The organism is Pseudomonas sp. GV085 (genome assembly GCF_003050925.1).
Classification (GTDB): domain Bacteria; phylum Pseudomonadota; class Gammaproteobacteria; order Pseudomonadales; family Pseudomonadaceae; genus Aquipseudomonas.
The window spans coordinates 75,122-98,419 of sequence record NZ_QAOV01000012.1; the positions used below are offsets into that span (position 1 = coordinate 75,122).

General features: G+C 60.4%; 20 protein-coding genes and 1 pseudogene. 11 read left to right on the top strand and 10 right to left on the bottom strand.

The annotated features are described in order from the left end of the window. Nucleotides 1–119: 119 nt before the first annotated feature. The gene (locus C8K63_RS22995; protein WP_108218776.1) at nt 120–1,688 is read left to right on the top strand and encodes a SulP family inorganic anion transporter; all 1,569 of its coding nucleotides are present in this window, start codon (nt 120–122) and stop codon (nt 1,686–1,688) included. A gap of 114 nt (nt 1,689–1,802) precedes the next feature. On the opposite strand, the gene aroE is transcribed toward C8K63_RS22995, so the two are convergent. Then, nucleotides 1,803–2,624, bottom strand: coding sequence for a shikimate dehydrogenase (gene aroE, locus C8K63_RS23000; protein ID WP_108218777.1), 822 nt, complete (start codon nt 2,622–2,624; stop codon nt 1,803–1,805). 13 nt (nt 2,625–2,637) lie between these two features. Beyond that, nucleotides 2,638–3,552, bottom strand: a complete 915-nt coding sequence (gene hemF, locus C8K63_RS23005) for an oxygen-dependent coproporphyrinogen oxidase (RefSeq protein ID WP_108218778.1) — start codon at nt 3,550–3,552, stop codon at nt 2,638–2,640. 163 nt (nt 3,553–3,715) lie between these two features. Here hemF and C8K63_RS23010 point away from each other — a divergent pair, with 163 nt between their 5' ends. After that, nucleotides 3,716–4,693, top strand: a complete 978-nt coding sequence (locus C8K63_RS23010) for an NADPH:quinone reductase (protein ID WP_108218779.1) — start codon at nt 3,716–3,718, stop codon at nt 4,691–4,693. An 87-nt stretch (nt 4,694–4,780) separates the two neighbouring features. Here C8K63_RS23010 and C8K63_RS23015 read toward each other — a convergent pair whose 3' ends face one another. From C8K63_RS23015 to C8K63_RS23025, 3 genes and pseudogenes are all read right to left on the bottom strand, one after another. Further along, nucleotides 4,781–5,338 (bottom strand): L-threonylcarbamoyladenylate synthase, encoded by a 558-nt coding sequence (locus tag C8K63_RS23015; RefSeq protein WP_057397341.1) that lies wholly within the window; start codon nt 5,336–5,338, stop codon nt 4,781–4,783. 54 nt (nt 5,339–5,392) lie between these two features. After that, nucleotides 5,393–6,499 carry a DNA-processing protein DprA gene (gene dprA, locus C8K63_RS23020; protein ID WP_108218780.1) on the bottom strand — a complete coding sequence of 369 codons (1,107 nt, stop codon included), beginning with the start codon at nt 6,497–6,499 and terminating at the stop codon, nt 5,393–5,395. A gap of 81 nt (nt 6,500–6,580) precedes the next feature. Continuing rightward, nucleotides 6,581–7,321: pseudogene (locus tag C8K63_RS23025) on the bottom strand (peptidoglycan-binding protein); the annotation flags it as partial. Between the two features lie 268 nt (nt 7,322–7,589). Here C8K63_RS23025 and def point away from each other — a divergent pair. The 5 genes from def to C8K63_RS23050 all read left to right on the top strand — a co-directional run bounded on the left by def (nt 7,590) and on the right by C8K63_RS23050 (nt 12,251). Next, nucleotides 7,590–8,096, top strand: a complete 507-nt coding sequence (def, locus tag C8K63_RS23030) for a peptide deformylase (RefSeq protein ID WP_108218782.1) — start codon at nt 7,590–7,592, stop codon at nt 8,094–8,096. Nucleotides 8,097–8,153: 57 nt separating this feature from the next. Next, nucleotides 8,154–9,113 (top strand): methionyl-tRNA formyltransferase, encoded by a 960-nt coding sequence (gene fmt, locus C8K63_RS23035; RefSeq protein ID WP_108218783.1) that lies wholly within the window; start codon nt 8,154–8,156, stop codon nt 9,111–9,113. After that, nucleotides 9,110–10,420, top strand: coding sequence for a 16S rRNA (cytosine(967)-C(5))-methyltransferase RsmB (gene rsmB / locus C8K63_RS23040; protein ID WP_108218784.1), 1,311 nt, complete (start codon nt 9,110–9,112; stop codon nt 10,418–10,420). The genes fmt and rsmB overlap by 4 nt, the downstream gene beginning before the upstream one ends. 22 nt (nt 10,421–10,442) lie before the next feature. Beyond that, entirely contained in the window at nt 10,443–11,819 is a 1,377-nt protein-coding gene (gene trkA / locus C8K63_RS23045; protein WP_104450374.1) for a Trk system potassium transporter TrkA, read from the top strand. Nucleotides 11,820–11,936: 117 nt separating this feature from the next. Continuing rightward, on the top strand, nt 11,937–12,251 hold the full coding sequence (locus tag C8K63_RS23050) for a tetratricopeptide repeat protein (protein ID WP_108218785.1): 315 nt from the start codon (nt 11,937–11,939) through the stop codon (nt 12,249–12,251). Between the two features lie 126 nt (nt 12,252–12,377). Here C8K63_RS23050 and C8K63_RS23055 read toward each other — a convergent pair whose 3' ends face one another. Further along, complete coding sequence (locus C8K63_RS23055) at nt 12,378–13,265, bottom strand: lysophospholipid acyltransferase (protein ID WP_108218786.1); 888 nt, start codon at nt 13,263–13,265, stop codon at nt 12,378–12,380. Between the two features lie 40 nt (nt 13,266–13,305). Further along, complete coding sequence (gene tag, locus C8K63_RS23060; protein WP_108218787.1) at nt 13,306–13,863, bottom strand: DNA-3-methyladenine glycosylase I; 558 nt, start codon at nt 13,861–13,863, stop codon at nt 13,306–13,308. 81 nt (nt 13,864–13,944) lie between these two features. Here tag and glyQ point away from each other — a divergent pair, with 81 nt between their 5' ends. The 4 genes from glyQ (at nt 13,945) to C8K63_RS23080 (ending at nt 18,370) form a co-directional block, all read left to right on the top strand. After that, nucleotides 13,945–14,898, top strand: a complete 954-nt coding sequence (gene glyQ, locus C8K63_RS23065; RefSeq protein ID WP_003187265.1) for a glycine--tRNA ligase subunit alpha — start codon at nt 13,945–13,947, stop codon at nt 14,896–14,898. Next, the gene (gene glyS / locus C8K63_RS23070; protein ID WP_108218788.1) at nt 14,895–16,949 is read left to right on the top strand and encodes a glycine--tRNA ligase subunit beta; all 2,055 of its coding nucleotides are present in this window, start codon (nt 14,895–14,897) and stop codon (nt 16,947–16,949) included. The genes glyQ and glyS overlap by 4 nt, the downstream gene beginning before the upstream one ends. 4 nt (nt 16,950–16,953) lie before the next feature. Continuing rightward, nucleotides 16,954–17,499 carry a D-glycero-beta-D-manno-heptose 1,7-bisphosphate 7-phosphatase gene (gmhB, locus tag C8K63_RS23075; RefSeq protein ID WP_177413293.1) on the top strand — a complete coding sequence of 182 codons (546 nt, stop codon included), beginning with the start codon at nt 16,954–16,956 and terminating at the stop codon, nt 17,497–17,499. 91 nt (nt 17,500–17,590) lie between these two features. Further along, nucleotides 17,591–18,370 (top strand): 1-acyl-sn-glycerol-3-phosphate acyltransferase, encoded by a 780-nt coding sequence (locus tag C8K63_RS23080; protein WP_108218790.1) that lies wholly within the window; start codon nt 17,591–17,593, stop codon nt 18,368–18,370. A 264-nt stretch (nt 18,371–18,634) separates the two neighbouring features. Here C8K63_RS23080 and gyrB read toward each other — a convergent pair whose 3' ends face one another. Genes gyrB through dnaN form a run of 3 tightly spaced genes read right to left on the bottom strand, consistent with a single transcriptional unit; the run spans nt 18,635 to nt 23,285 of the window. Next, the gene (gyrB, locus tag C8K63_RS23085; RefSeq protein WP_108218879.1) at nt 18,635–21,052 is read right to left on the bottom strand and encodes a DNA topoisomerase (ATP-hydrolyzing) subunit B; all 2,418 of its coding nucleotides are present in this window, start codon (nt 21,050–21,052) and stop codon (nt 18,635–18,637) included. 5 nt (nt 21,053–21,057) lie between these two features. Further along, entirely contained in the window at nt 21,058–22,161 is a 1,104-nt protein-coding gene (gene recF / locus C8K63_RS23090) for a DNA replication/repair protein RecF (protein ID WP_095057937.1), read from the bottom strand. 20 nt (nt 22,162–22,181) lie between these two features. Then, nucleotides 22,182–23,285: a DNA polymerase III subunit beta gene (gene dnaN, locus C8K63_RS23095; RefSeq protein WP_007969885.1), complete on the bottom strand. Its 1,104-nt coding sequence runs from the start codon at nt 23,283–23,285 to the stop codon at nt 22,182–22,184. Between the last annotated feature and the right edge of the window lie 13 nt (nt 23,286–23,298).

The following is a 23,298-nucleotide window of genomic DNA, read 5'->3' on the forward strand; positions in this document are numbered from 1 at the left end:
CCCACAGGTCCGCGCAGTCCCTGTGGGAGCGAGCCTGCTCGCGAATCGATTTATGCCCTTGCGCCATTACATCTGACACACCACCCTGACGTATTTACAGTCATTCACCGAGAGGCCCCATGGCCCTGCCAAGCCGCCATTCACTCTTCCCTTTCCTCACCTGGCTACCACGGCAAACCCGCGCCAGCGTCGGGCGCGACCTGATCGTCGGCCTCAGCGGCGCGATTCTCGCGTTGCCGCAATCCATTGCCTACGCACTGATTGCCGGCCTCCCACCGGAATACGGCCTCTACGCCGCAATCATCCCGGTGTTGATCGCCTGCCTGTGGGGTTCGTCGTGGCATTTGATCTGCGGCCCTACCGCGGCCATCTCGATTGTCCTGTACGCCAGCGTGAGTCCGCTGGCCGTTCCAGCCTCGCAGGATTACGTCATGTTGATCCTGTTGCTGACGTTTCTTGCCGGTATCTTCCAGTGGCTGCTGGGTTTGCTGCGGTTTGGCGCATTGGTGAATTTCGTCTCTCACTCGGTGGTACTCGGCTTCACCCTGGGTGCTGCCGTGGTGATTGCCATCGGTCAATTGCCTAACCTGCTGGGGCTGGATTTGCCCAGCCAGGCCACCGCTCTGGATAGTTTCGTCACGTTGTTGCGCCATCTCGGCGAAATGGACAAACCTTCGCTTGCGCTGGGGCTGGCGACGGTGGTGGTGGGCGTGACCCTCAAGCTGTGGTTGCCACGCTGGCCGACGCTGTTGATCACGCTGGTGCTGGGTGCATTGCTGGTCTGGCTTTGGCCATCAATGTTCGGCCATGTGCAACTGGTCAGCGCCTTCACCGGCAAGCTGCCGCCTTTCAGTCCGTTGCCGCTGGATCTCGATCTGATCCTGCGCCTGCTGCCCAGCGCAGTGGCGGTCGGTATGCTCGGGCTGGTCACCAGCCTGTCGATTGCCCGCTCGATCTCAGCGCGTTCGCAACAATTACTCGACGCCAATCAGGAAGTCCGTGCCCAAGGCCTGTCGAACATCGTCGGGGCGTTTTTTTCCGGATCGCTGTCGGCCGGCTCCTTCACTCGTTCAGGCCTGAGCTATGAAGCGGGGGCCTGTTCACCACTGGCCGGGATTTTTTCGGCGTTGTGGGTGGCGCTGTTCGCGATCTTCGGCGCGAGCCTGATCGCGCACATCCCGATCCCGGCCATGGCCGGGAGCATTCTATTGATCGCCTGGGGGCTGGTGGACCACCGCGGCATTCGCGCGTTGTTGCGGGTCAGCCGCGCTGAGTTCGTGGTAATGGCGCTGACCTGCGTCGCCACGCTGCTGCTGGAATTGCAAACGGCGATCTACGCCGGCGTGCTGGCCTCGCTTTTTTTCTACCTCAAGCGCACCTCGCAACCACGGGTACAGCATGTGCGAGATGGCGAGGAAGACATTCTGCGGGTGGGCGGCTCGATCTTTTTCGGTGCCAGCCATTACCTGCAAGTGCGCCTGCAACGCATGCACGGCGCGCGCGTGGTGATCGAGGCGCAGCAGATCAACTTCATCGACTATTCAGGTGTGGAAATGCTGCATCAGGAAGCGCGGCGCCTGCTGCGTCAAGATCGCAGCCTGACCTTGCGCCGGGCACGGCCGCAGGTGGTGGAAGAGTTGAGGAAGCTGGAAGGAGCGGAGAAGTGCCCGATCCGGTTTGAAGATTAATCCGACGTTTCGCAAACCCCTGTAGGAGCGAGCCTGCTCGCGATGACGGAATCACATTCAACATCTCTGCTGACTGTCCCACCGCAATCGCGAGCAGGCTCGCTCCTACAGGGGTTACAGGGCCAGTTGCCGGCGAAGCTCAGCCAATACCGGCGCCGTATCCGGGCGAACACCGCGCCACAGGAAAAACGCTTCCGCCGCTTGCTCGGCCAGCATCCCCAAGCCATCCATCGCCACCGCCGCGCCGTGTTCACTGGCCCAGCGGCAGAACGCGGTCGGTTCCTTGCCGTACATCATGTCGTAGCACACCGTTTTGCCCGGTTCGATCAGGCTGGGCGCAATCGGCGGCACATCGCCCGTCAGGCTCGCGGAGGTCGCATTGATGATCAGGTCCACCGACTCCTGCAACCAGTCGTAGCCACTGGCCGAGATCGGTCCCAGATCACAGAACAGTTCCGCCAGAAGCTCGGCCTTTTCCACTGTGCGGTTGGCGATGATCACGGATGCCGGTTGCTCGGCCAGCAGCGGCTCCAGGGCACCGCGCACCGCACCGCCGGCACCGAGCAACAGGATGCGTTTGCCCTTGAGGCTGAAACCGGCGTTGACCGTCAGGTCCCGCACCAGCCCGGCGCCGTCGGTGTTGTCGCCCAGCAGACCGCCATCGGCCAGTTTGCTCAAGGTATTTACTGCACCCGCCCGCTGCGCCCGCGCCGTCAGGCTGTTGGCCAATCGATAGGCCTCTTCCTTGAACGGCACCGTCACATTGGCACCGCGACCTTCGAGGAAAAACGTCCGGGCACAGGTGGAAAAGTCGTCGAGTGGCGCCAGCAGCGTGTTGTAGTCCAGCTTTTGCGCGGTCTGCTCGGCGAACAGGCGATGGATCAACGGCGACTTGCTGTGGCCAATCGGGTTTCCGAATACGACATAACGGTCCATCAGGTTTCCTCGTTCAGGCGTCGGCCAACCAATCGCGGTCTTGCAGGAAGTACTCGGTCAGGCGCGCTTCTTCGCTGCCAGGCTCGGCCTTCCAGTCGTAACCCCAGCGCACTTGCGGTGGCAGCGACATCAAAATCGACTCGGTCCGCCCACCCGATTGCAGGCCGAACAACGTGCCACGGTCGTAGACCAGATTGAATTCAACGTAGCGGCCACGGCGGAACTCCTGGAACTCGCGCTGCTTGGCCGTGAACGCATCGTTCTTGCGGCGCTGCACGATCGGCAGATAAGCGTCGATATACGCATCGCCGATGGCGCGCATGAAGGCGAAGCTGGTGTCGAAGTCCCACTCGTTCAGGTCGTCGAAAAACAGCCCGCCGATGCCGCGCGGCTCGTGGCGATGCTTGATGTGGAAGTAGCTGTCGCACCAGGCCTTGTAACGCGGGTAAACGTCCGGGCCGAACGGCGCACAGGCCTGCTCGGCGACGCGGTGCCAGTGGATGCAGTCTTCTTCGTTGCCGTAATACGGGGTCAGGTCGAAGCCGCCACCGAACCACCAGACCGGTTCTTCACCTTCTTTTTCAGCGATGAAAAAACGTACGTTGGCGTGGGAAGTCGGCACGTGGGGGTTGTGCGGGTGAATCACCAGCGACACGCCCAGGGCTTCAAAGCCACGGCCCGCCAGTTCCGGTCGATGAGCGCTGGCAGACGGTGGAAGACCGCTGCCGAAGACATGGGAAAAGTTGACGCCGCCCTTTTCAATCACCGCGCCGTTTTCGATCACGTGGGTGCGACCGCCACCGCCGGCAGGCCGGGTCCAGGCGTCTTCGACGAATTGCGTGCCGCCGTCTTCGGCTTCCAGGGCAGCGCAAATGCGCGCTTGCAGGTCGAGCAGGTAGGCTTTTACGGCCTCGGTGCGGGTCGTCATGTCATCACCTTGAATCGGGCAAAACTACGCGGTGCTCCATTGGAGCTCAGCCTGCGCAAATGGGTCCGTAGCATAACATCGCAAGTTACTCCTTCGCAGTTGACGAAGATCAAGCTTAGGAGTCCGATAGGGAGCTTGGTAAAACGACCTATGGAGAGTTCAGATGGCAAAGCGTATCCAGTTCCGCGCCCATGGCGGCCCCGAAGTACTCGAGTATGTGGATTACCAACCCGCCGAGCCAGGCTCCAAGGAAGTGCGCGTGACCAACAAGGCCATCGGCCTGAATTTTATCGACACCTATTACCGCAGCGGTCTGTATCCACCGCCATCCCTGCCATCGGGAGTCGGCTCTGAAGGCGCGGGCGTGGTTGAGGCGGTGGGCAGCGAAGTGACCCGCTTCAAGATCGGTGATCGTGTGGCCTATGGCAGCGGCCCTCTGGGCGCCTACAGCGAAGTTCACGTCTTGCCCGAGGCCAATCTGGTGAAACTGCCGGATGCCATCAGTTTCGAACAGGCCGCCGGGGTGATGCTCAAGGGCCTGACCGTGCAGTACCTGCTGCGTCAGACTTATGAACTCAAGGGTGGCGAAACCATCCTGTTCCACGCCGCGGCCGGTGGTGTCGGTTCACTGGCTTGCCAATGGGCCAGGGCCTTGGGCGTGAAGCTGATCGGCACGGTCAGCTCGGCAGAGAAAGCTGCACTGGCCAAGGCCAACGGTGCCTGGGCGACCATCGACTACAGCCATGAAAACGTCGCCCAACGCGTGCTGGAATTGACTGACGGCAAAAAAGTCCCGGTGGTGTACGACGGCGTCGGCAAGGACACCTGGCTGACTTCACTCGACTGCGCCGCGCCGCGTGGGCTGGTGGTGAGCTTCGGCAATGCATCTGGTGCGGTCGACGGCGTGAACCTGGGGATCCTGGCGGGCAAAGGCTCGCTGTACGTGACCCGGCCAACCCTCGGCTCTTATGCGAACAACGCCGAAAACCTGCAACGCATGGCCGACGAACTGTTCGAGATGATCATCAGCGGCAAGCTGACCGTGAACATCAGCCAGCGTTATCCACTGGCTGATGCGGCGAAGGCACAGACCGAGTTGTCGGCGCGGCGCACGACCGGTTCGGTTGTTTTGTTGCCTTGAGGACGCTTTCGCTGGCAAGCCAGCTCCTACAAGTTTCGCGATAAACCTGTAGGAGCTGGCTTGCCAGCGAAGAACGATGACGCGGTATCAGTCCGGGCGCACAACCTTGCCGGTCGCCAGATCGCGAATCACGCTCGGGTTCTTGCGCCCGCCCAGATTGCCACCCAGCACCAGATCCACCTGGCCACGGAAATACTGTTCGACGCGAATCCGCGTACGTGCCGCCGGGCGCCCCTGCGGGTTGGCCGACGTCGACACCAGCGGCCCGACCAGTGCGCACAAATCCCGCACCAGCGGGTGATCGCTGACCCGCAGCGCCACGGTTTCATGCACCCCGGTAATCCACTCCGGCAGCAGGTTCTGGTGCGGCACCAGCCAGGTGTTCGGTCCCGGCCAGGTACTGGCCATGCGGTCCATCCACAATTCGGGGAAGTCCTCGAAGAGGAAATCGAACTGACGGATATTGTCGGCGACCAGAATCAGCCCCTTGTCCACAGACCGGCCCTTGATCAGCAGCAAACGCTCCACCGCTTCCTCGTCCCACGGGTCGCAACCCAGGCCCCAGACTGCTTCGGTTGGGTAGGCAATCACCGCCCCGGCGCGAATTGCTTGCGCGGCTTGTTGCACACGCCAACTGTTGACCATGAAAAACACTCCAGAATAAGGCTCTGCGCAGTTTACCGATCTTGTTTATAAAACCTAGCTCACCCGCGCAAACCAGCGTCCGCTTTCGCACACGGCGCTGCCATCCATTTCCAGTTCCGTCAACGCAGCCAGCACTTTCGGCAAGGCCCAGCCGCTTGCGTCGGCCAGCGCTTCACTGGTGAGAGGCGCGGCATGCAGCAGCTTCAGCAGTGGGTGAGTCGTCGCAGGGGTGCAGGTTGGCGTGGATAACGACAGCCGTTGCCAGCCGCGCAAGGCTTCGAGGATATGCTCGATGGTCTCCACCAGCACCGCACCGTCACGGATCAACTGGTGACAGCCTCGGGCGCCGGGGTGATGGATCGACCCGGGCATCGCAAACACCTCGCGCCCCTGTTCCGCCGCCAGCCTCGCGGTGATCAGTGAACCGCTGGCGACACTGGCTTCGACCACCAGCACCCCGAGTGACAAACCACTGATGATCCGGTTGCGTCGAGGGAAGTTGCCGGCGTTGGGTCCGGCATCCAGCGGGAACTCCGAAAGCACTGCGCTGCCCGAAGCGACCATGGCGTCTGCCAGGCGTCTATTTCGCTGTGGATAAAACTTCTCGAGCCCCGTACCGAGCACACCGACCGTTTGCCCGCCGACGTCGAGAGCGGCCTGGTGCGCGGCGGCGTCAATGCCCAGTGCCAGGCCGCTGGTAATGACAAAACCGGCACCGGCCAGGCTGCGGGAAAACGCTGCAGCGGTGTCCATCCCCGGCCGGGACGCGCGCCGGCTGCCCACCATCGCCAGTTGTGGTTTTTCCAGAATGCCTGGATTGCCCGCGACAAATAACAGTGGTGGTGCATCGCTGATTTGTGCCAGCAGTGCCGGGTAGTCCGGCTGGTCCCACATCAGTAAATGCTGGGCCGGGTGCTCTAACCAGGCCAATGCGTGGCTGGCGCCGTCACGAATCTCAGTGCTTCGTCTGGCCTCAGAGCAGGCCAGTGGCAAACCCAGCGAACGCCAGGCACTGGCCGGTGCGCTGATGGCTTTGGATGCCGAGCCGAAGGCTTCGAGCAATTTCTTGAAACGCGCAGGACCGAGTTCCGGCAAACGATGCAGACGTAATCGAGCTTCCAGTTCCGCGGGGGAAACCGGTGTAACAGTAGGCAGCGACATGGATCATCCTTGATCGTAATAAGCACCCGTACAAACGGGAATAAGCTGTGGATAACTCTGTTGGTAACTTGTGAGGCATGCTTACGGATTTCGCACCTTGTCCATCACCGATAGCGAGCGCGTAGCGCTAAGCACCAGCCCATAACTGAGTTTGTCGTAGGTACGGAAAACCATCAGCAGACCAGCGCGCTCATCGGGAATTTTCAACGGCTGGCCGGTGATCCGGTCGCGCACGGTTTCGCCGGTCTTCATCACCGCAAGCAGATTGCCTTCGGCCAGGCCGTCGCGCTGCCCCTTGTTCAGCGTAACCACGTCCAACTCGCCGATCTGCGTGACCCCACGCGGCACATCGATGATCAAACCATTGATTTCGTGGCTCGGTGCATTGGGCGTGAAGGTCGAGTTGATCGCGTGCTCTTCACCGCTGAACAAGCGATCGCCGATACGCACTTCCTGGGTCGTGCGTTGCAAGGCCAGGGTGGCGACGTCTCCTTCGATGGCGACGACCTCACCACCGCCGATGTCGTCAGCGTTGATCCCCAGAATTTCCTTGCTCTGCGGATCGGTGTAGACCTTGCCCTGGCGGAAGATGCCGTACGCCGGTTGCGCCAGATCGAAATGGCCGCGGGCAAAGATGCGGTCACCCGCGCCGCTGAGTACGCGCTCCGCATCGCCGGCGACGATGTAGGGCGCCTTGTCGAAATCCTCGGCCTTGTCGACGATGCGGTTGCTCAGCAGAAAGCTGTTGATCGATTTCAGCGCAATGCCGGGGATAGCCTCGCTCGCCGGGCTGCTGCGCACCTGAGGCGAGAGCTTGATGGTGGGAATGTCTTCCCGAAGTTGCGCTTGCCCATGCGCCCAACCTGCCGAGACCAGGAGCAGCAGGGCGAGTAGTGATTTCCTCATGCGGTGAATCCCTTTATTATGTACGTTCGCGTGAAACGCCAGAGCCCGCAATGGCTCGCTCCCGGCTTGCTTGTCAAAACTTGCTTGTCAACAGAAGGGAGCTACGTTTTACAACGGTAGCCGGCATCTTCGGATCGCCAGGCCATCGACCTGACCTTACTTCACACGTGCAATCATCAAGCTTATGGCCATTTTGAACATCCTCGAATTCCCTGATCCGCGCCTGCGCACTATCGCCAAGCCAGTGGCCGTAGTGGACGCCGAAGTGCGTCAGTTGGTCGACGACATGTTTGAAACAATGTATGAAGCGCCTGGCATCGGCCTCGCCGCTACCCAGGTCAACGTGCACAAACGTATCGTCGTGATGGACCTCTCAGAAGACCGCACCGAACCGCGAGTGTTCATCAACCCCGAGTTCGAACCGTTGACCGACGAGATGGGCCAGTATCAGGAAGGCTGCCTGTCGGTGCCGGGTTTCTACGAAAACGTCGATCGCCCGCAACGGGTCAAGGTCAAGGCGCTGGACCGCGACGGCCAGCCTTACGAACTGATCGCCGAAGATTTGCTCGCCGTGTGCATCCAGCACGAATGCGACCACCTCAACGGAAAATTGTTCGTTGATTACCTGTCCACGCTCAAACGCGACCGCATCAAGAAGAAACTGGAAAAGCTCCATCGCCAGAACGCCTGATGCCCATCTTCAAAGGCTTGCTGCGGCAAGCCTTTTTCTTTTCAAGAGACGTCACCCATGACTGAGCCACTGCGCATTGTCTTTGCCGGCACCCCGGAATTCGCCGCCGAACACCTCAAGGCCCTGCTCGACAGCCCTTACGAGATCGTCGCGGTCTACACCCAACCGGATCGTCCGGCCGGTCGCGGGCAAAAACTGATGCCGAGCCCGGTCAAGCAGCTTGCTCTAGAGAACAACATCCCGGTGCTGCAGCCGCCCACCTTGCGCAACGAAGACGCGCAAGCGGAACTGGCCGCGTTGAAGCCGGACTTGATGGTGGTGGTCGCCTACGGCCTGATCCTGCCGCAAGTGGTGCTGGATATTCCGCGCCTGGGTTGCATCAACAGCCACGCCTCGCTGCTGCCGCGCTGGCGTGGTGCGGCGCCGATCCAACGCGCCGTGGAAGCGGGCGATGCGCAAAGTGGCGTGACCGTGATGCGCATGGAAGCCGGCCTCGACACCGGGCCGATGCTGCTCAAGGTCACCACCCCGATCAGCGCCGAAGACACCGGCGGCAGCCTGCACGATCGGCTGGCCGAAATGGGCCCTCCGGCCGTGGTCCAGGCGATTGCCGGCCTCGCCGCCGGAACCCTGGAGGGCGAAGTGCAGGACGACAGCCTGGCGACCTACGCGCACAAATTGAACAAGGACGAAGCACGCATCGACTGGACCCGCCCGGCGGTTGAGCTCGAGCGTCTGGTCCGCGCCTTCAACCCGTGGCCGATCACCCACAGCACCTTGAACGACGAAGCCCTGAAAGTGCTGGCCGCGAACCTGGCCGAAGGCAAAGGCACCCCGGGTGAAATCCTCGGCGCCGGCAAGGACGGCCTGATCGTCGCCTGCGGCGAACAAGCCCTGTGCCTGACCCGCCTGCAATTGCCCGGCGGCAAGGCGCTGAACTTCAGCGACCTGTTCAACAGCCGCCGTGAAAAATTCGCCATCGGCACTGTCCTCGGTCAAGCGGCGGATGCTCAATGAACCCGCGTCTGGCCGCCGCCAAGGCACTCGCCGCTGTCCTGAACGGAAAGGCATCGCTCAACAGTTCGCTGCCAACGCAACTGGACAAGGTCGAGGACCGTGATCGCGGCTTCACCCAGGACCTGGCGTTCGGCACCGCGCGCTGGCAGCCACGCTTGTCGGCGCTGGCGGCCAAGCTGCTGCAGAAACCTTTCAAGGCCGCCGATGCCGATGTCGAGGCGCTGTTGCTGGTCGGCCTCTATCAGCTGCTCTACACCCGCGTTCCGGCCCATGCCGCCATTGGTGAAACCGTCGGTTGCGCCGACAAGCTGAAAAAACCTTGGGCAAAGGGTTTGCTCAACGCTGTGCTGCGCAATGCTCAGCGCGACAGCGAAACGATTTTCGCCGAGCTGGAGCGTGATCCGGTGGTGCGCACCGCTCACCCGCGCTGGCTGCAGAAATCCCTGAAGGCGTTCTGGCCGGAGCAATGGGAAGCCATCTGCGCCGCCAACAACGCGCATCCGCCGATGATCCTGCGGGTCAACCGTCGCCATCACAGTCGCGATACCTACCTCGGTTTGCTGACAGATGCTGGTATCGCCGCCATGCCGTGTGTCTACAGCCGCGACGGCATCGTGCTCGAAGCCGCCGCCGATGTGCGCAGCCTGCCGGGTTTCGCCGAAGGCTGGATCAGCGTGCAGGACGAAGCCGCCCAACTGGCCGCCGATCTGCTCGACCTGGCCCCCGGTCAACGGGTGTTGGACGCCTGCTGTGCACCGGGCGGCAAGACCTGCCATATTCTCGAAGCCGAGCCAAAACTGGCCGGCGTCGTGGCGGTAGACCTGGAGGCCAAGCGCCTGGTGCGGGTGCGGGAAAACCTCGAACGCCTGAAACTGAGCGCCGAACTGATTGCCGCCGACGGTCGCGACACTCAGGCGTGGTGGGACGGCAAGCCGTTCCAGCGCATCCTGCTGGACGCGCCATGCTCGGCCACCGGCGTGATCCGTCGTCACCCGGACATCAAGCTGACCCGCCAACCCGACGACATCGCCGCGCTGGCGCTGCTGCAGGGCGAGTTGCTCGACGCCATGTGGAACACGCTGGAGGTGGGCGGCATCCTGCTGTACGCCACCTGTTCCACGCTGCCGACCGAAAACACCGAAGTCATCGAAGCCTTCCTCGCCCGCACGCCGGGCGCCCGCGAACTGGACCTCGCCACGGCGGCCGGCATCAAGCAGCCCCATGGTCGCCAGTTGCTGGCCCAGGAAGGCGGCCACGACGGTTTCTACTACGCCAAGCTGATCAAGATCGCCGCCGCTCGCGGTTAAATGGATTCAATGGAGTGACTGGATGAAAATCATCATCCTCGGCGCAGGGCAGGTCGGCGGTTCGCTGGCGGAACACCTGGCCAGCGAAGCCAACGATATTACTGTGGTCGACACCGATGGCGAACGCCTGCGCGACCTTGGCGACCGCCTGGACATCCGCACCGTTCAAGGTCGCGGTTCGTTCCCGACGGTGTTGCGCCAGGCTGGAGCCGATGACGCCGACATGCTGGTCGCCGTGACCAACAGCGATGAAACCAACATGGTCGCCTGCCAGGTCGCCCACACCCTGTTCCACACCCCGACCAAAATCGCCCGGGTTCGCGAAGCCGCCTACCTGACCCGCGAAGAGCAGTTGTTCCAGAACGAAGCGATTCCGGTGGACGTACTGATCAGCCCGGAACAAGTGGTTACCAACTACATCAAGCGCCTGATCCAGCATCCGGGCGCCTTGCAGGTGATCGATTTCGCCGAAGGCAAGGCGCAACTGGTGGCGGTGCGGGCGTACTACGGCGGGCCACTGGTGGGTCAGCAACTTCGGCAGTTGCGCGAGCACATGCCGAACGTTGAAACCCGTGTCGCGGCGATTTTCCGTCGCGACCGACCGATCCTGCCCCAGGGCGACACGGTGATCGAGGCCGACGACGAAGTATTTTTCATTGCCGCCAAAGCGAACATTCGCGCGGTCATGAGCGAAATGCGCCGTCTCGACGAGACCTATAAACGCATCGTCATCGCCGGTGGCGGGCAAATCGGCGAGCGTTTGGCCGAGGCCATCGAAAGCCGTTATCAGGTAAAGATCATCGAGATGAATCCGGCCCGTTGCCGTCATCTCTCGGACCACCTCGACAGCACCGTGGTGCTGCAGGGCAGCGCCTCGGACCGCGACCTGCTGCTGGAGGAGAACATCGCCGACGCGGATCTGTTCCTCGCCCTGACCAACGACGACGAAGCCAACATCATGTCGTCTCTACTGGCCAAGCGCCTGGGTGCGAAGAAGGTGATGACCATCATCAACAACCCGGCCTATGTCGATCTGATCCAGGGTGGCGACATCGACATCGCCATCAGCCCTCAACTCGCCACCATCGGCACCTTGCTGGCCCACGTGCGCCGGGGCGACATCGTCAGCGTGCACTCACTGCGCCGGGGCGCGGCGGAGGCCATCGAGGCGATTGCCCATGGCGATGCGAAATCGAGCAAGGTGATCGGCAAGGCCATCGAGAACATCGGCCTGCCGCCGGGTACCACCATCGGTGCGATCATTCGCGACGAAGAAGTGATCATTGCCCATGACGACACCGTGATCGAAACGGGCGACCATGTAATTTTGTTCCTTGTGGATAAAAAGCATATTCGCGATGTGGAAAAGCTGTTCCATGTGGGGTTGAGCTTCTTCTGATCCTTTAGGCCGCCTTCGCTGGCAAGCCAGCTCCTACAGGTTGTGCGCGATTCTCTGTAGGAGCTGGCTTGCCAGCGAAGGCGATTTCGAAAACGACAACCATTCGGAAACTCCCCCATGATCGAATCCCTGGAAAAAATGCTCGCCAAAGGTGTGGATAACGCTTTGCTACGCTTCGGCTTGGGCAAGGGCTATCTGGATCTGGGGGAGAACGCCAAGGCAGTGGAGCATTTTCAACGCTGCGTCGAATTCGATCCGAAGTATTCAGCGGCATGGAAACTACTGGGCAAGGCCCACCTGGCGCTGTCGGAGTTTGCGGCCGCGCGCCAAGCCTGGGAGCAAGGCCTGGAAGCTGCTCGTGGCCATGGTGACAAACAGGCCGAAAAGGAAATGACGGTGTTCCTGAAGAAGCTAGAGCGTCAGGCGCACTGATCAGAGATAACGCAGCCTGTGGGAAGCCCTTGTAGGAGCTGCCGAAGGCTGCGATCTTTTGATTTTTATCAAAGCAAGATCAAAAGATCGCAGCCTGCGGCAGCTCCTACGGGGTTATCCACAGCGTCAATACCAGCGAGCTTCACCTGGCGGACGCTTCTTGAAGCGCTTCATGCTCCACATGTACTGGCTCGGGTACGCCCGCACATAGCGCTCGACCACCTGGCTCATGGCCGCGCACGAGGTCTCGGTATCGGTGCTGTACATGGCTTCGGGCGCGGCTTCCAGGATTACCTTGTAGCCTGAACCGTCCGGCAGCCGCAGGGCGTGCAGGAATACGCCGACCGCTTTGCCGCCAGCGAGCATGTTCGGCACGAACTTGCTGGTCAGCGCCTGAGTGGCGAAGAACGGCACGAAGATCCCGGCGGATTCGGCCGGTTCCGGGTCAGCGGGAATGCCCACTGCACCACCTTTGCGCACTTCCTTGATGACACTGAGGATGCCTTCCTTGGTGGAAGCCGCGACCTTGTTACCCAGTTGCACCCGCTGCTTTTGCAGCAATTCATCCACCGCCTTCAATTTGGGCGGACGGTAAAAAATGATCGGTTTGCACTGGCTGCAATAGAAGTGGTTGAGCACTTCCCAGTTGCCCAGGTGGCTGGTGATGCCGACCACGCCTTTGCCGGAGGCGAGGGCGTCCTTCAATATGTCGAGGCCCTCGACCTCGCGCACCAGGTCAATGGAGCGCTGGGCCGGCCAGATCCAGGCGCAGGCGCTCTCTGTCAGGGACTTGCCGATGTCCTTCAGGCTCTGGCCCACCAGGCGTTCACGCTCGGCAGGGTCCATGTCCGGAAAGCACTTGGACAGATTGATCCGTACCACGTCGCGGGAACGGTTCGGGGTTTTCCACATGACCCAGCCAATCGCCGAGCCCACGGCCTGCACGGCCCGCCACGGAAGCAGGGCAAACAGCCGCAGAGCGCCTACCAGCAAGGCGCCTTTCAACTTATCCACAGGTCACTCCTGATCTTGTGCTGTGCGCGAGGCGGCCATTCTAACCGCCGTTCGCCAGTTGCGCGTAGCGGTCGCAATCACGAGTGTGATCCATGACCATGCCCGAGGCCTGCATCAGCGCGTAGCAAATGGTCGGCCCGACGAAGGTGAAACCGGCTTTTTTCAAGCCCTTGCTCATTTCCACGGCGGTCGGCGTCACGGCCGGGACTTCGCTGCGATCCTCGAAATGATTGATCACAGGCATGCCACCGACGAACGACCAGAGAAATTCCACCGGGTCCTCCAGCGCCAGCCAGGCCTGGGCATTGCGCCGGGCCGCGTTGAGCTTGAGGCGGTTGCGGATGATGCCCGGATCGAGCATCAACTCGTCGATTTCGGCATCGCTCATCTGCGCTACGCGCTGCACGTCAAAGCCGAACATCACCTGACGATAATGCTCGCGTTTGCGCAGCACGGTGATCCAGGAGAGGCCGGCCTGGAACCCTTCGAGCAAAAGCAACTCGAACAATCCCTGCGCATCGCGTAGCGGCGTGCCCCACTCCTGATCGTGATATGCCATGTACAGCGGATCTTCGGAACACCAAAAGCAGCGTGGCATAAGGCTCCAGGGGGCGTGCGCAGCCATGAATCGGGTATACTCCCGCTCTTTAAATCGCAGCCCAAGAAACAGGTGAATTTCGTGAGCCAGCCTACGCCAGCCGTGCGTACCTTCCAAGACTTGATCCTCGCCCTCCAGCAATACTGGGCCGAGCAAGGTTGTGTGGTACTTCAGCCCTACGATATGGAAGTAGGCGCCGGCACTTTCCACACTGCTACATTCCTGCGCGCCATCGGCCCGGAAACCTGGAACGCCGCCTACGTGCAGCCAAGCCGCCGTCCGACTGACGGCCGCTACGGCGAAAACCCGAACCGTCTGCAGCACTACTACCAGTTCCAGGTCGTCCTGAAGCCGAACCCGGACAACTTCCAGGAACTGTACCTGGGCTCCCTCAAGCACGTCGGTCTGGACCCGCTGGTCCACGACATCCGCTTCGTCGAAGACAACTGGGAATCGCCGACCCTCGGTGCCTGGGGTCTGGGCTGGGAAGTCTGGCTCAACGGCATGGAAGTAACCCAGTTCACCTACTTCCAGCAAGCGGGCGGCATCGAGTGCTACCCGGTGACCGGCGAAATCACTTACGGTCTCGAGCGTCTGGCCATGTACCTGCAAGGCGTGGACTCGGTCTACGACCTGGTCTGGGCTGACGGCCCGTTCGGCAAAGTGACCTACGGCGACGTGTTCCACCAGAACGAAGTGGAACAGTCGACCTACAACTTCGAACACGCCAACGTCGACAAGCTGTTCGAACTGTTCGATTTCTACGAAAGCGAAGCCAAGCGCCTGATCGAACTCGACCAGCCGCTGCCGTTGCCGAGCTACGAAATGGTGTTGAAGGCCTCCCATACCTTCAACCTACTGGATGCGCGCCGGGCAATTTCCGTGACTGCGCGTCAGCAATACATCCTGCGTGTACGCACCCTGGCGCGTTCCGTTGCGCAAGCCTACCTGCTGGCTCGCGCCAAGCTGGGCTTCCCGATGGCGACCCCGGACCTGCGTGATGAAGTACTGGCCAAGCTGGAGGCTGCACAATGAGTGCTCTGGATTTTCTGGTTGAACTGGGCACTGAAGAACTGCCACCCAAAGCCCTGAACACCCTGGCCGAGGCGTTCCTCGCCGGTATCGACAAGGGCCTGCAAGCTGCCGGCCTGAACTACGAGACCAAAACCGTTTATGCCGCGCCGCGCCGCCTGGCTGTGCTGATCACCTCGCTGGCCACCCAGCAGCCGGATCGCAGCATCAACCTCGACGGCCCGCCACGTCAGGCCGCGTTCGATGCCGAAGGCAACCCGACCCAGGCGGCACTGGGCTTCGCCAAGAAGTGCGGCGTCGACCTGAGCGAAATCGATCAGAGCGGCCCGAAACTGCGCTACAGCCAGAGCATTGCCGGCAAGGCGACCGCGAGCCTGCTGCCGACCATCGTCGAAGACTCCCTGAACGACCTGCCGATCCCGAAACGCATGCGTTGGGGCGCGCGCAAGGAAGAGTTCGTTCGTCCGACCCAATGGCTGGTGATGCTGCTCGGTGACCAGGTCATCGACTGCACCATCCTCGCCCAGAAGGCCGGCCGTGACTCCCGTGGTCACCGCTTCCATCACCCGGAAAGCGTGCGCATCGGTTCGCCATCCAGCTACCTGGCCGACCTGCGTGCCGCCTACGTGCTGGCTGACGCCAACGAGCGTCGCGAGATCATCAGCAAGCGCACCGAAGAGCTGGCCACCCGTCAGGAAGGCACGGCAATCGTTCCGCCAGCCCTGCTCGATGAAGTGACCGCGCTGGTCGAATGGCCGGTGCCGCTGGTGTGCTCGTTCGAGGAACGCTTCCTCGACGTGCCACAAGAAGCACTGATCACCACCATGCAGGACAACCAGAAGTACTTCTGCCTGCTGGACGCCGACGGCAAGTTGCTGCCACGTTTCATTACCGTGGCCAACATCGAAAGCAAAGACCCGCAGCAGATCATCGCCGGTAACGAGAAGGTGGTTCGCCCACGCCTGACCGACGCCGAGTTCTTCTTCAAGCAAGACAAGAAGCAGAAACTCGAAGACTTCAACCAGCGCCTGCAAAACGTGGTGTTCCAGGAAAAACTCGGCAGCGTCTACGACAAGGCCGAGCGCGTTTCCAGACTCGCCGCCTACATCGCCGCGCGCATTGGCGGCAACGCTTCGTGGGCTGCTCGTGCGGGCCTGCTGTCGAAGTGCGACCTGTCGACCGAAATGGTCGGCGAGTTCCCGGAGATGCAAGGTGTCGCCGGTTACTACTACGCCCTCAACGATGGCGAGCCGGAAGATGTCGCACTGGCGCTGAACGAGCAGTACATGCCGCGCGGTGCCGGCGCTGAACTGCCGAGCACCCTGACCGGTGCGGCCGTGGCCATTGCCGACAAGCTCGACACCCTCGTGGGTATCTTCGGTATCGGCATGCTGCCGACCGGCAGCAAAGACCCGTACGCCCTGCGCCGTGCCGCACTGGGCGTGTTGCGTATTCTGATCGAGAAGCAACTGGACCTGGACCTGAACGACGCCGTGGCCTTCGCCGTGAATGCATTCGGGACCAAGGTCAAGACTGCCGGCCTGAACGAATCGGTGCTGGAGTTCATCTTCGACCGCCTGCGTGCCCGTTACGAAGACGAAGGCGTCGATGTTGCGACCTACCTGTCGGTGCGTGCCTTGAAGCCAGGCTCGGCCCTGGACTTCGATCAGCGCGTGCAAGCGGTAGAGGCCTTCCGCAAATTGCCGGAAGCCGCTGCCCTGGCCGCGGTGAACAAGCGAGTGTCGAACCTGCTGAGCAAGGTCGAAGGCTCGGTGCCTACCGTCGTGGAAGCCAAGTACTTCGACAATGCCAACGAGTTCTCCCTGTACTCGGCGATCCAGCAGGCTGACCAGGCTGTACAGCCAATGGCCGCCTCGCGTCAGTACAGCGAATCCCTGGCACGCCTGGCTGCACTGCGTGAGCCCGTGGATGCGTTCTTCGAAGCTGTGATGGTCAACGCAGAGGACGCAAAAGTCCGCGCCAACCGTTATGCGTTGCTGGCGCGGCTGCGTGGGTTGTTCCTCGGCGTCGCCGACATTTCGCTGCTGGGTTGAGGGACTGCTGTTGAAACTGCTGATTCTCGATCGGGACGGAGTGATCAATTACGACTCCGACGCTTACATCAAGTCGGTGGAGGAGTGGATTCCGCTCCCCGGATCGATCGAGGCCATCGCGCAGTTGAGCAAGGCCGGCTGGACGGTAGCGGTCGCTACCAACCAGTCGGGCATCGCTCGCGGTTATTACGACCTCGCCACCCTGGATGCCATGCACGAGCGCTTGCGCGCGCTGGTGGCGGAGCAGGGCGGTGAAGTCGGCCTGATCGTCTATTGCCCCCACGGGCCGGACGAAGGCTGCGATTGCCGCAAGCCGAAACCCGGGATGTTGAAAACCATCGCCGCTCATTACAACGTGTCGCTGACCAATCTCTGGTTCGTCGGCGACAGCCTTGGTGACCTGGAAGCCGCCAAAGCCGTCGATTCACAGCCAGTTTTGGTAAAGACCGGGAAAGGCGAAAAGACTCAGGGCTTGCCCCTTCCGGCAGGCACATTGATTTTTGACGATCTGGCGGCGATTGCCGCAGAACTTATTCACAAATGCCCTTGAGTAAGTGTGCGCTTCGATTGGTCCTGACCAGGGATGAAAGGGAAGTGCGCTTTATATAGGACGGGCAATTCCCGCAACGGTAAACGTCACCATGTCGATATTGCAGGCCATCAGAACCTTCCTCTTTTACCTGCTGCTGGGCACCAGTTCCTTGCTGTGGTGCAGCCTGAGTTTTTTCATCGCGCCGTTTCTGCCATTCAAGGCACGCTACCGCTTTATCAACGTGTACTGGTGCCGCTGCGCCTTGTGGCTGAGCAAAGTGTTTCTGGGTATCCGCTACGAAGTGAAGGGTGCCGAGAACGTACCTGAAAGGCCTTGTGTCATTCAGTCGAACCACCAGAGCACGTGGGAGACGTTCTTTCTCTCTGCCTACTTTTCACCGCTGAGCCAGGTGCTCAAACGCGAATTGCTCTATGTGCCGTTCTTTGGCTGGGCCATGGCCATGCTGCGACCGATCGCCATCGATCGCGACAACCCGAAAGCCGCACTCAAGCATGTCGCAAAGAAGGGCGATGAACTGCTCAAGGACAATGTCTGGGTGCTGATCTTCCCTGAAGGCACGCGCGTTCCTTTCGGCACCGTCGGAAAGTTCTCGCGCGGTGGCAGCGCCTTGGCGGTCAACGCCGAATTGCCCGTGCTGCCGATTGCGCACAACGCAGGCAAGTTCTGGCCGAAAACCGGTTGGGCGAAGAAGCAGGGCGTCATCACTGTGATCATTGGCGAACCGATGTATGCCGCAGGCACAGGACCGCGAGCCATTGCTGAATTGAACGACCGGGTCCAGGCGTGGAACGAGCAGATGCAACGGGAAATGGGCTCGCTGCCACCGGCTCCGCAAGCGCCGGTTTCAAACGATCAGGTGGCTGTCTGAGATTCTGTGGATAACCTGTGTACCGTTTCATTGAAAAACGTCGTTTCTTGTACGTAACTTTATGATTTGTTTACATATTTTTTTGAATGATAAAAACCATAAAAACGTGCATAAGTTTTTTTCGGACGTAAAAAAGCCGGCTGATATAGCCGGTTTTTTTATGCCCGGAACAATTGCTAAGAGTTGCTCCGGCGAGCGAGTAAAACGCAGACAATAAAAAGGCCAATGCGAATGCATTGGCCTTTTCGTTGGCATCGACCGGGATCAGAAGTCCAGGTTGGACACCGCCAAAGCGTTGCTCTCGATGAAGTCACGACGAGGTTCGACCGCATCACCCATCAGGGTGTTGAAGATCTGGTCCGCGCCAATGGCGTCTTCGATGGTCACTTTGAGCATCCGGCGCTGGCTTGGGTCCATGGTGGTTTCCCATAGCTGATCCGGGTTCATTTCGCCCAGACCTTTGTATCGCTGGATGGTGTGACGCTTGGTGCTTTCAGCCATCAGCCATTCAAGGGCTTCCTTGAACTCGGTCACCGGCTTCTTGCGCTCGCCACGCTGGATGTACGCGCCGTCGTCCAGCAGGGTACTCAGTTGAGCGCCTAGCGAAACGACAGTCTTGTAATCGTTGCTGCCGAAGAAGTCGCGGTTGAAGGTGACGTAGTTCGACAGGCCGTGGGAGATCAGTTCGACCTCTGGCAGCCAGACGTTACGTTCACGGTCTTCACGCAGGCTGGCTTTGTAAACCAGGCCGGACTTCTCGACGGTGCGCAGGCGAACTTCGTACTGAGCCAGCCAATCTTGCATCGCTGCGTGATCGGACAGTTGCTCCATGCTCACCGCTGGCAGGTAGATGAAGTGCTCGGTCAGCTCCTGTGGGTACAGGCGCGACAGACGCTTGAGGGTCTTCATCACCAGACGGAAGTCATTCACCAGACGCTCAAGTGCTTCACCGGAAATGCCAGGTGCTTCTTCGTTCAGGTGCAGGCTCGCATCTTCCAGGGCCGACTGCGTCATGTACTCTTCCATGGCGTCGTCGTCTTTGATGTATTGCTCTTGCTTGCCTTTCTTCACTTTGTACAGCGGCGGCTGAGCGATGTAGATGTAGCCACGCTCGATCAGCTCCGGCAACTGACGGAAAAAGAAGGTCAGCAGCAGGGTACGGATGTGCGAACCATCGACGTCAGCATCGGTCATGATGATGATGTTGTGGTAACGCAGCTTGTCGATGTTGTACTCGTCGCGGCCGATGCCGCAGCCCAGCGCGGTGATCAAGGTGCCCACTTCTTGCGAAGAGATCATCTTGTCAAAACGCGCCTTCTCGACGTTCAGGATCTTGCCCTTCAGCGGCAGGATGGCTTGGGTCCGACGGTTACGTCCCTGCTTGGCGGAGCCGCCAGCAGAGTCACCTTCCACGAGATACAGTTCGGAAAGGGCAGGGTCTTTTTCCTGGCAGTCAGCCAGTTTGCCCGGCAGGCCGGCGATGTCCAGCGCGCCTTTGCGGCGAGTCATCTCACGGGCTTTACGCGCCGCTTCACGGGCACGGGCCGCGTCGATCATCTTGCCGACGACCAGTTTGGCTTCGTTCGGGTTTTCCAGCAGGAAGTCGGAGAAGTACTTGCCCATTTCCTGTTCGACCGCGGTCTTCACTTCGGAAGACACCAGCTTGTCTTTGGTCTGGGAGCTGAACTTCGGATCCGGCACTTTCACCGAAATGATCGCGGTCAGGCCTTCACGGGCATCGTCACCGGTGGTGGCGACCTTGTGCTTCTTCGCCAGGCCTTCTGCTTCGATGTAGGTGTTGAGGTTACGCGTCAGCGCGGAACGGAAACCCACCAGGTGAGTACCGCCGTCGCGCTGTGGAATGTTGTTGGTGAAGCACAACAGGTTCTCGTTGAAGCTGTCGTTCCACTGCAGGGCGATTTCCACGCCGATGCCGTCTTCACGCTGGACGTTGAAGTGGAACACCTGGTTGACCGCAGTCTTGTTGGTGTTCAGGTATTCAACGAACGCACGCAGGCCGCCTTCGTACTTGAACAGCTCTTCCTTGCCGCTGCGCTCGTCCTTGAGGACGATGCCGACACCGGAGTTGAGGAAGGACAGTTCACGAATCCGCTTGGCCAGGATGTCCCAGCTGAAGTGTATATTCTTGAAGGTTTCAGCCGATGGCTTGAAGTGAATCTGGGTGCCCGTGGTTTCGCTCTCACCAACGATTTTCATCGGTTCTTGCGGAACACCGTGTACGTAAGTCTGTTCCCAGATTTTGCCGCTACGGCGAACGGTCAGGACCAGTTCTTTGGACAGTGCATTCACCACCGACACACCTACACCGTGCAGACCGCCGGATACTTTATAGGAGTTGTCGTCGAACTTACCGCCGGCGTGCAGCACGGTCATGATGACCTCGGCTGCTGAAACGCCTTCTTCTTTGTGCACGTCTACCGGGATGCCACGACCGTTGTCACGAACGGTGATGGACTCATCCGGGTGGATGATGATGCTGATGTCGTCGCAGTGGCCGGCGAGAGCTTCGTCGATCGAGTTATCGACCACTTCGAACACCATGTGGTGCAGACCGCTGCCATCGTCGGTGTCACCAATGTACATACCGGGACGTTTGCGTACGGCATCCAGGCCTTTCAGCACTTTAATGCTCGTTGAGTCGTACGTATTTTCTTCGCTCAATGCCTTCACTCCCGATGGTCGTGGGTCTGGGTGATACGGCCCTGTTCCACGTGGAACAGAGCGACTGGCGTTTCCGTCTGCCAGCCTTCCCTCAATAATTCGTGATCTACACAGGTGATAAATACCTGGCAGCGTAAGTCTTCCAACAAGCGGCAAAGCGCGCGACGGTGGTGCTCGTCCAGCTCGGACGGCAAGTCATCCACCAGATAAATACACTGACCGCGTCGAGCCTGGCTGACCAAGTGCCCTTGGGCAATCCGTAATGCGCAAACCACCAACTTCTGCTGGCCACGGGACAAGATGTCCGCGGCGTTGTGCGCGCCCAGTCTGAGACGCAAATCAGCACGTTGTGGTCCGGCCTGGGTATGCCCCATTTGCTGGTCCCGCTGCAGAGACCCGGCGAGCACAGCACTCAGTTCACGGTCTTTGTCCCAGCCGCGGTAATAGCTGAGCGTCAAGCCTTCAAGCTCAACCAGATCGCTCAAGGTTTGTTCAAAGACTGGTTTCAAGGCTTTGATATAAGCGCGGCGGTATTCATCAATTTCAGCGCTGGCCTGGCACAGCTCCCTGTCCCAAACCGCTTGTGAAACGGCGTCAAGTGTACCATGCCGCAGCCAAGAGTTTCTCTGGCGCAGGGCCTTCTGCAAGCGCTGCCAGGTTGACATGAAGCGCGGTTCCACGTGGAACACACCCCAGTCGAGAAACTGTCGGCGAATCTTCGGCGCACCTTCCAGCAATCGAAAGCTGTCCGGATTGATCAGTTGCAGTGGCAGGATCTCGGCCAGTTGCGCGGCGCTGCGCGCATTCTGCCCATCGATACGAATCTGGAATTCGCCTTGGCGATCCCGCGAAATGCCCAAGGCGCTTTGCCCACCCTCCGCCAGTTCAACCTGGCCAAAGACCGTGCACGCCAGTTGTTCGTATTGAATGACCGGCAACAGGCGGGTGCTGCGAAACGAACGGGCAAGCCCCAGCAGATGGATGGCTTCCAGAACACTGGTTTTGCCGCTGCCGTTGGCGCCGTAAAGAATATTGATGCGGGGGGAAGGGGAGAAGGTCACCGGGTGCAGATTGCGCACCGCGGTGACCGAGACGCGACTTAAGGACATCTAGCTTCTGCTGAACATGATTACAGACGCATCGGCATGACAACGTAGGCCGAGTCGTCGTTATCCGATTCCTGTACCAGCGCGCTGCTGTTGGAGTCGGACAGGATCAGACGAACCTGCTCGGTGGTCATCACGCCCAGTACGTCGAGCAGGTAGCTCACGTTGAAGCCGATTTCCAGGGAGCCGCCGTTGTATTCAACGCCCACTTCTTCTTCCGCTTCTTCCTGCTCCGGGTTGTTCGCCTGGATCTTCAGCTGACCGCTGGCCAGTTGCAGTCGGATACCACGGTACTTCTCGTTGGACAGAATCGCGGTACGGCTGAACGCTTCGCGCAGCGCCTGGCGATCGCCCAGTACCAGCTTGTCGCCGCCTTTAGGCAGAACACGCTCATAGTCCGGGAATTTGCCGTCGACCAATTTCGAAGTGAAGGTGAACTCACCGGTGGTAGCGCGGATGTGGTGCTGACCCAGCACGATGCTGACATTGCCGTCCGGCTCGGTGAGCAGGCGTGCCAGCTCGAGGATACCTTTGCGCGGTACGATGACCTGGTGACGATCCGGCTGGCCGATATCGGCCTGCATCGAGCACATGGCCAGACGGTGACCGTCGGTGGCGACGGCGCGGATCACGCCGGCGGACACTTCCAGCAGCATGCCGTTGAGGTAGTAACGCACGTCCTGCTGGGCCATGGCGAAGCTGGTGCGCTCGATCAGACGACGCAGTTTGCTTTGCTCAAGGCTGCAGGTCAGCGAGCCCGGACCTTCTTCCACAGTAGGGAAATCATTGGCCGGTAGTGTCGACAGGGTGAAGCGGCTACGGCCGGCCTTGACCACAAGCTTCTGCTCGTCGACCTTGATGTCGATCAGCGCATCGTTCGGCAGGCTTTTGCAGATGTCCATCAGCTTGCGCGCCGGCACGGTGATGGAACCCGGATCCGCCGGCTCTTCGAGTTGAACACGACCGACCAGCTCGACTTCCAGGTCGGTACCGGTCAGCGACAATTGCTGGCCTTCGACAACCAGCAGCACGTTGGAAAGCACCGGCAAGGTCTGTCGACGTTCGACGACGCCTGCGACCAGTTGCAGGGGTTTCAACAGGGCTTCGCGTTGAATGGTGAAATGCATGGTCTAGTCCCTT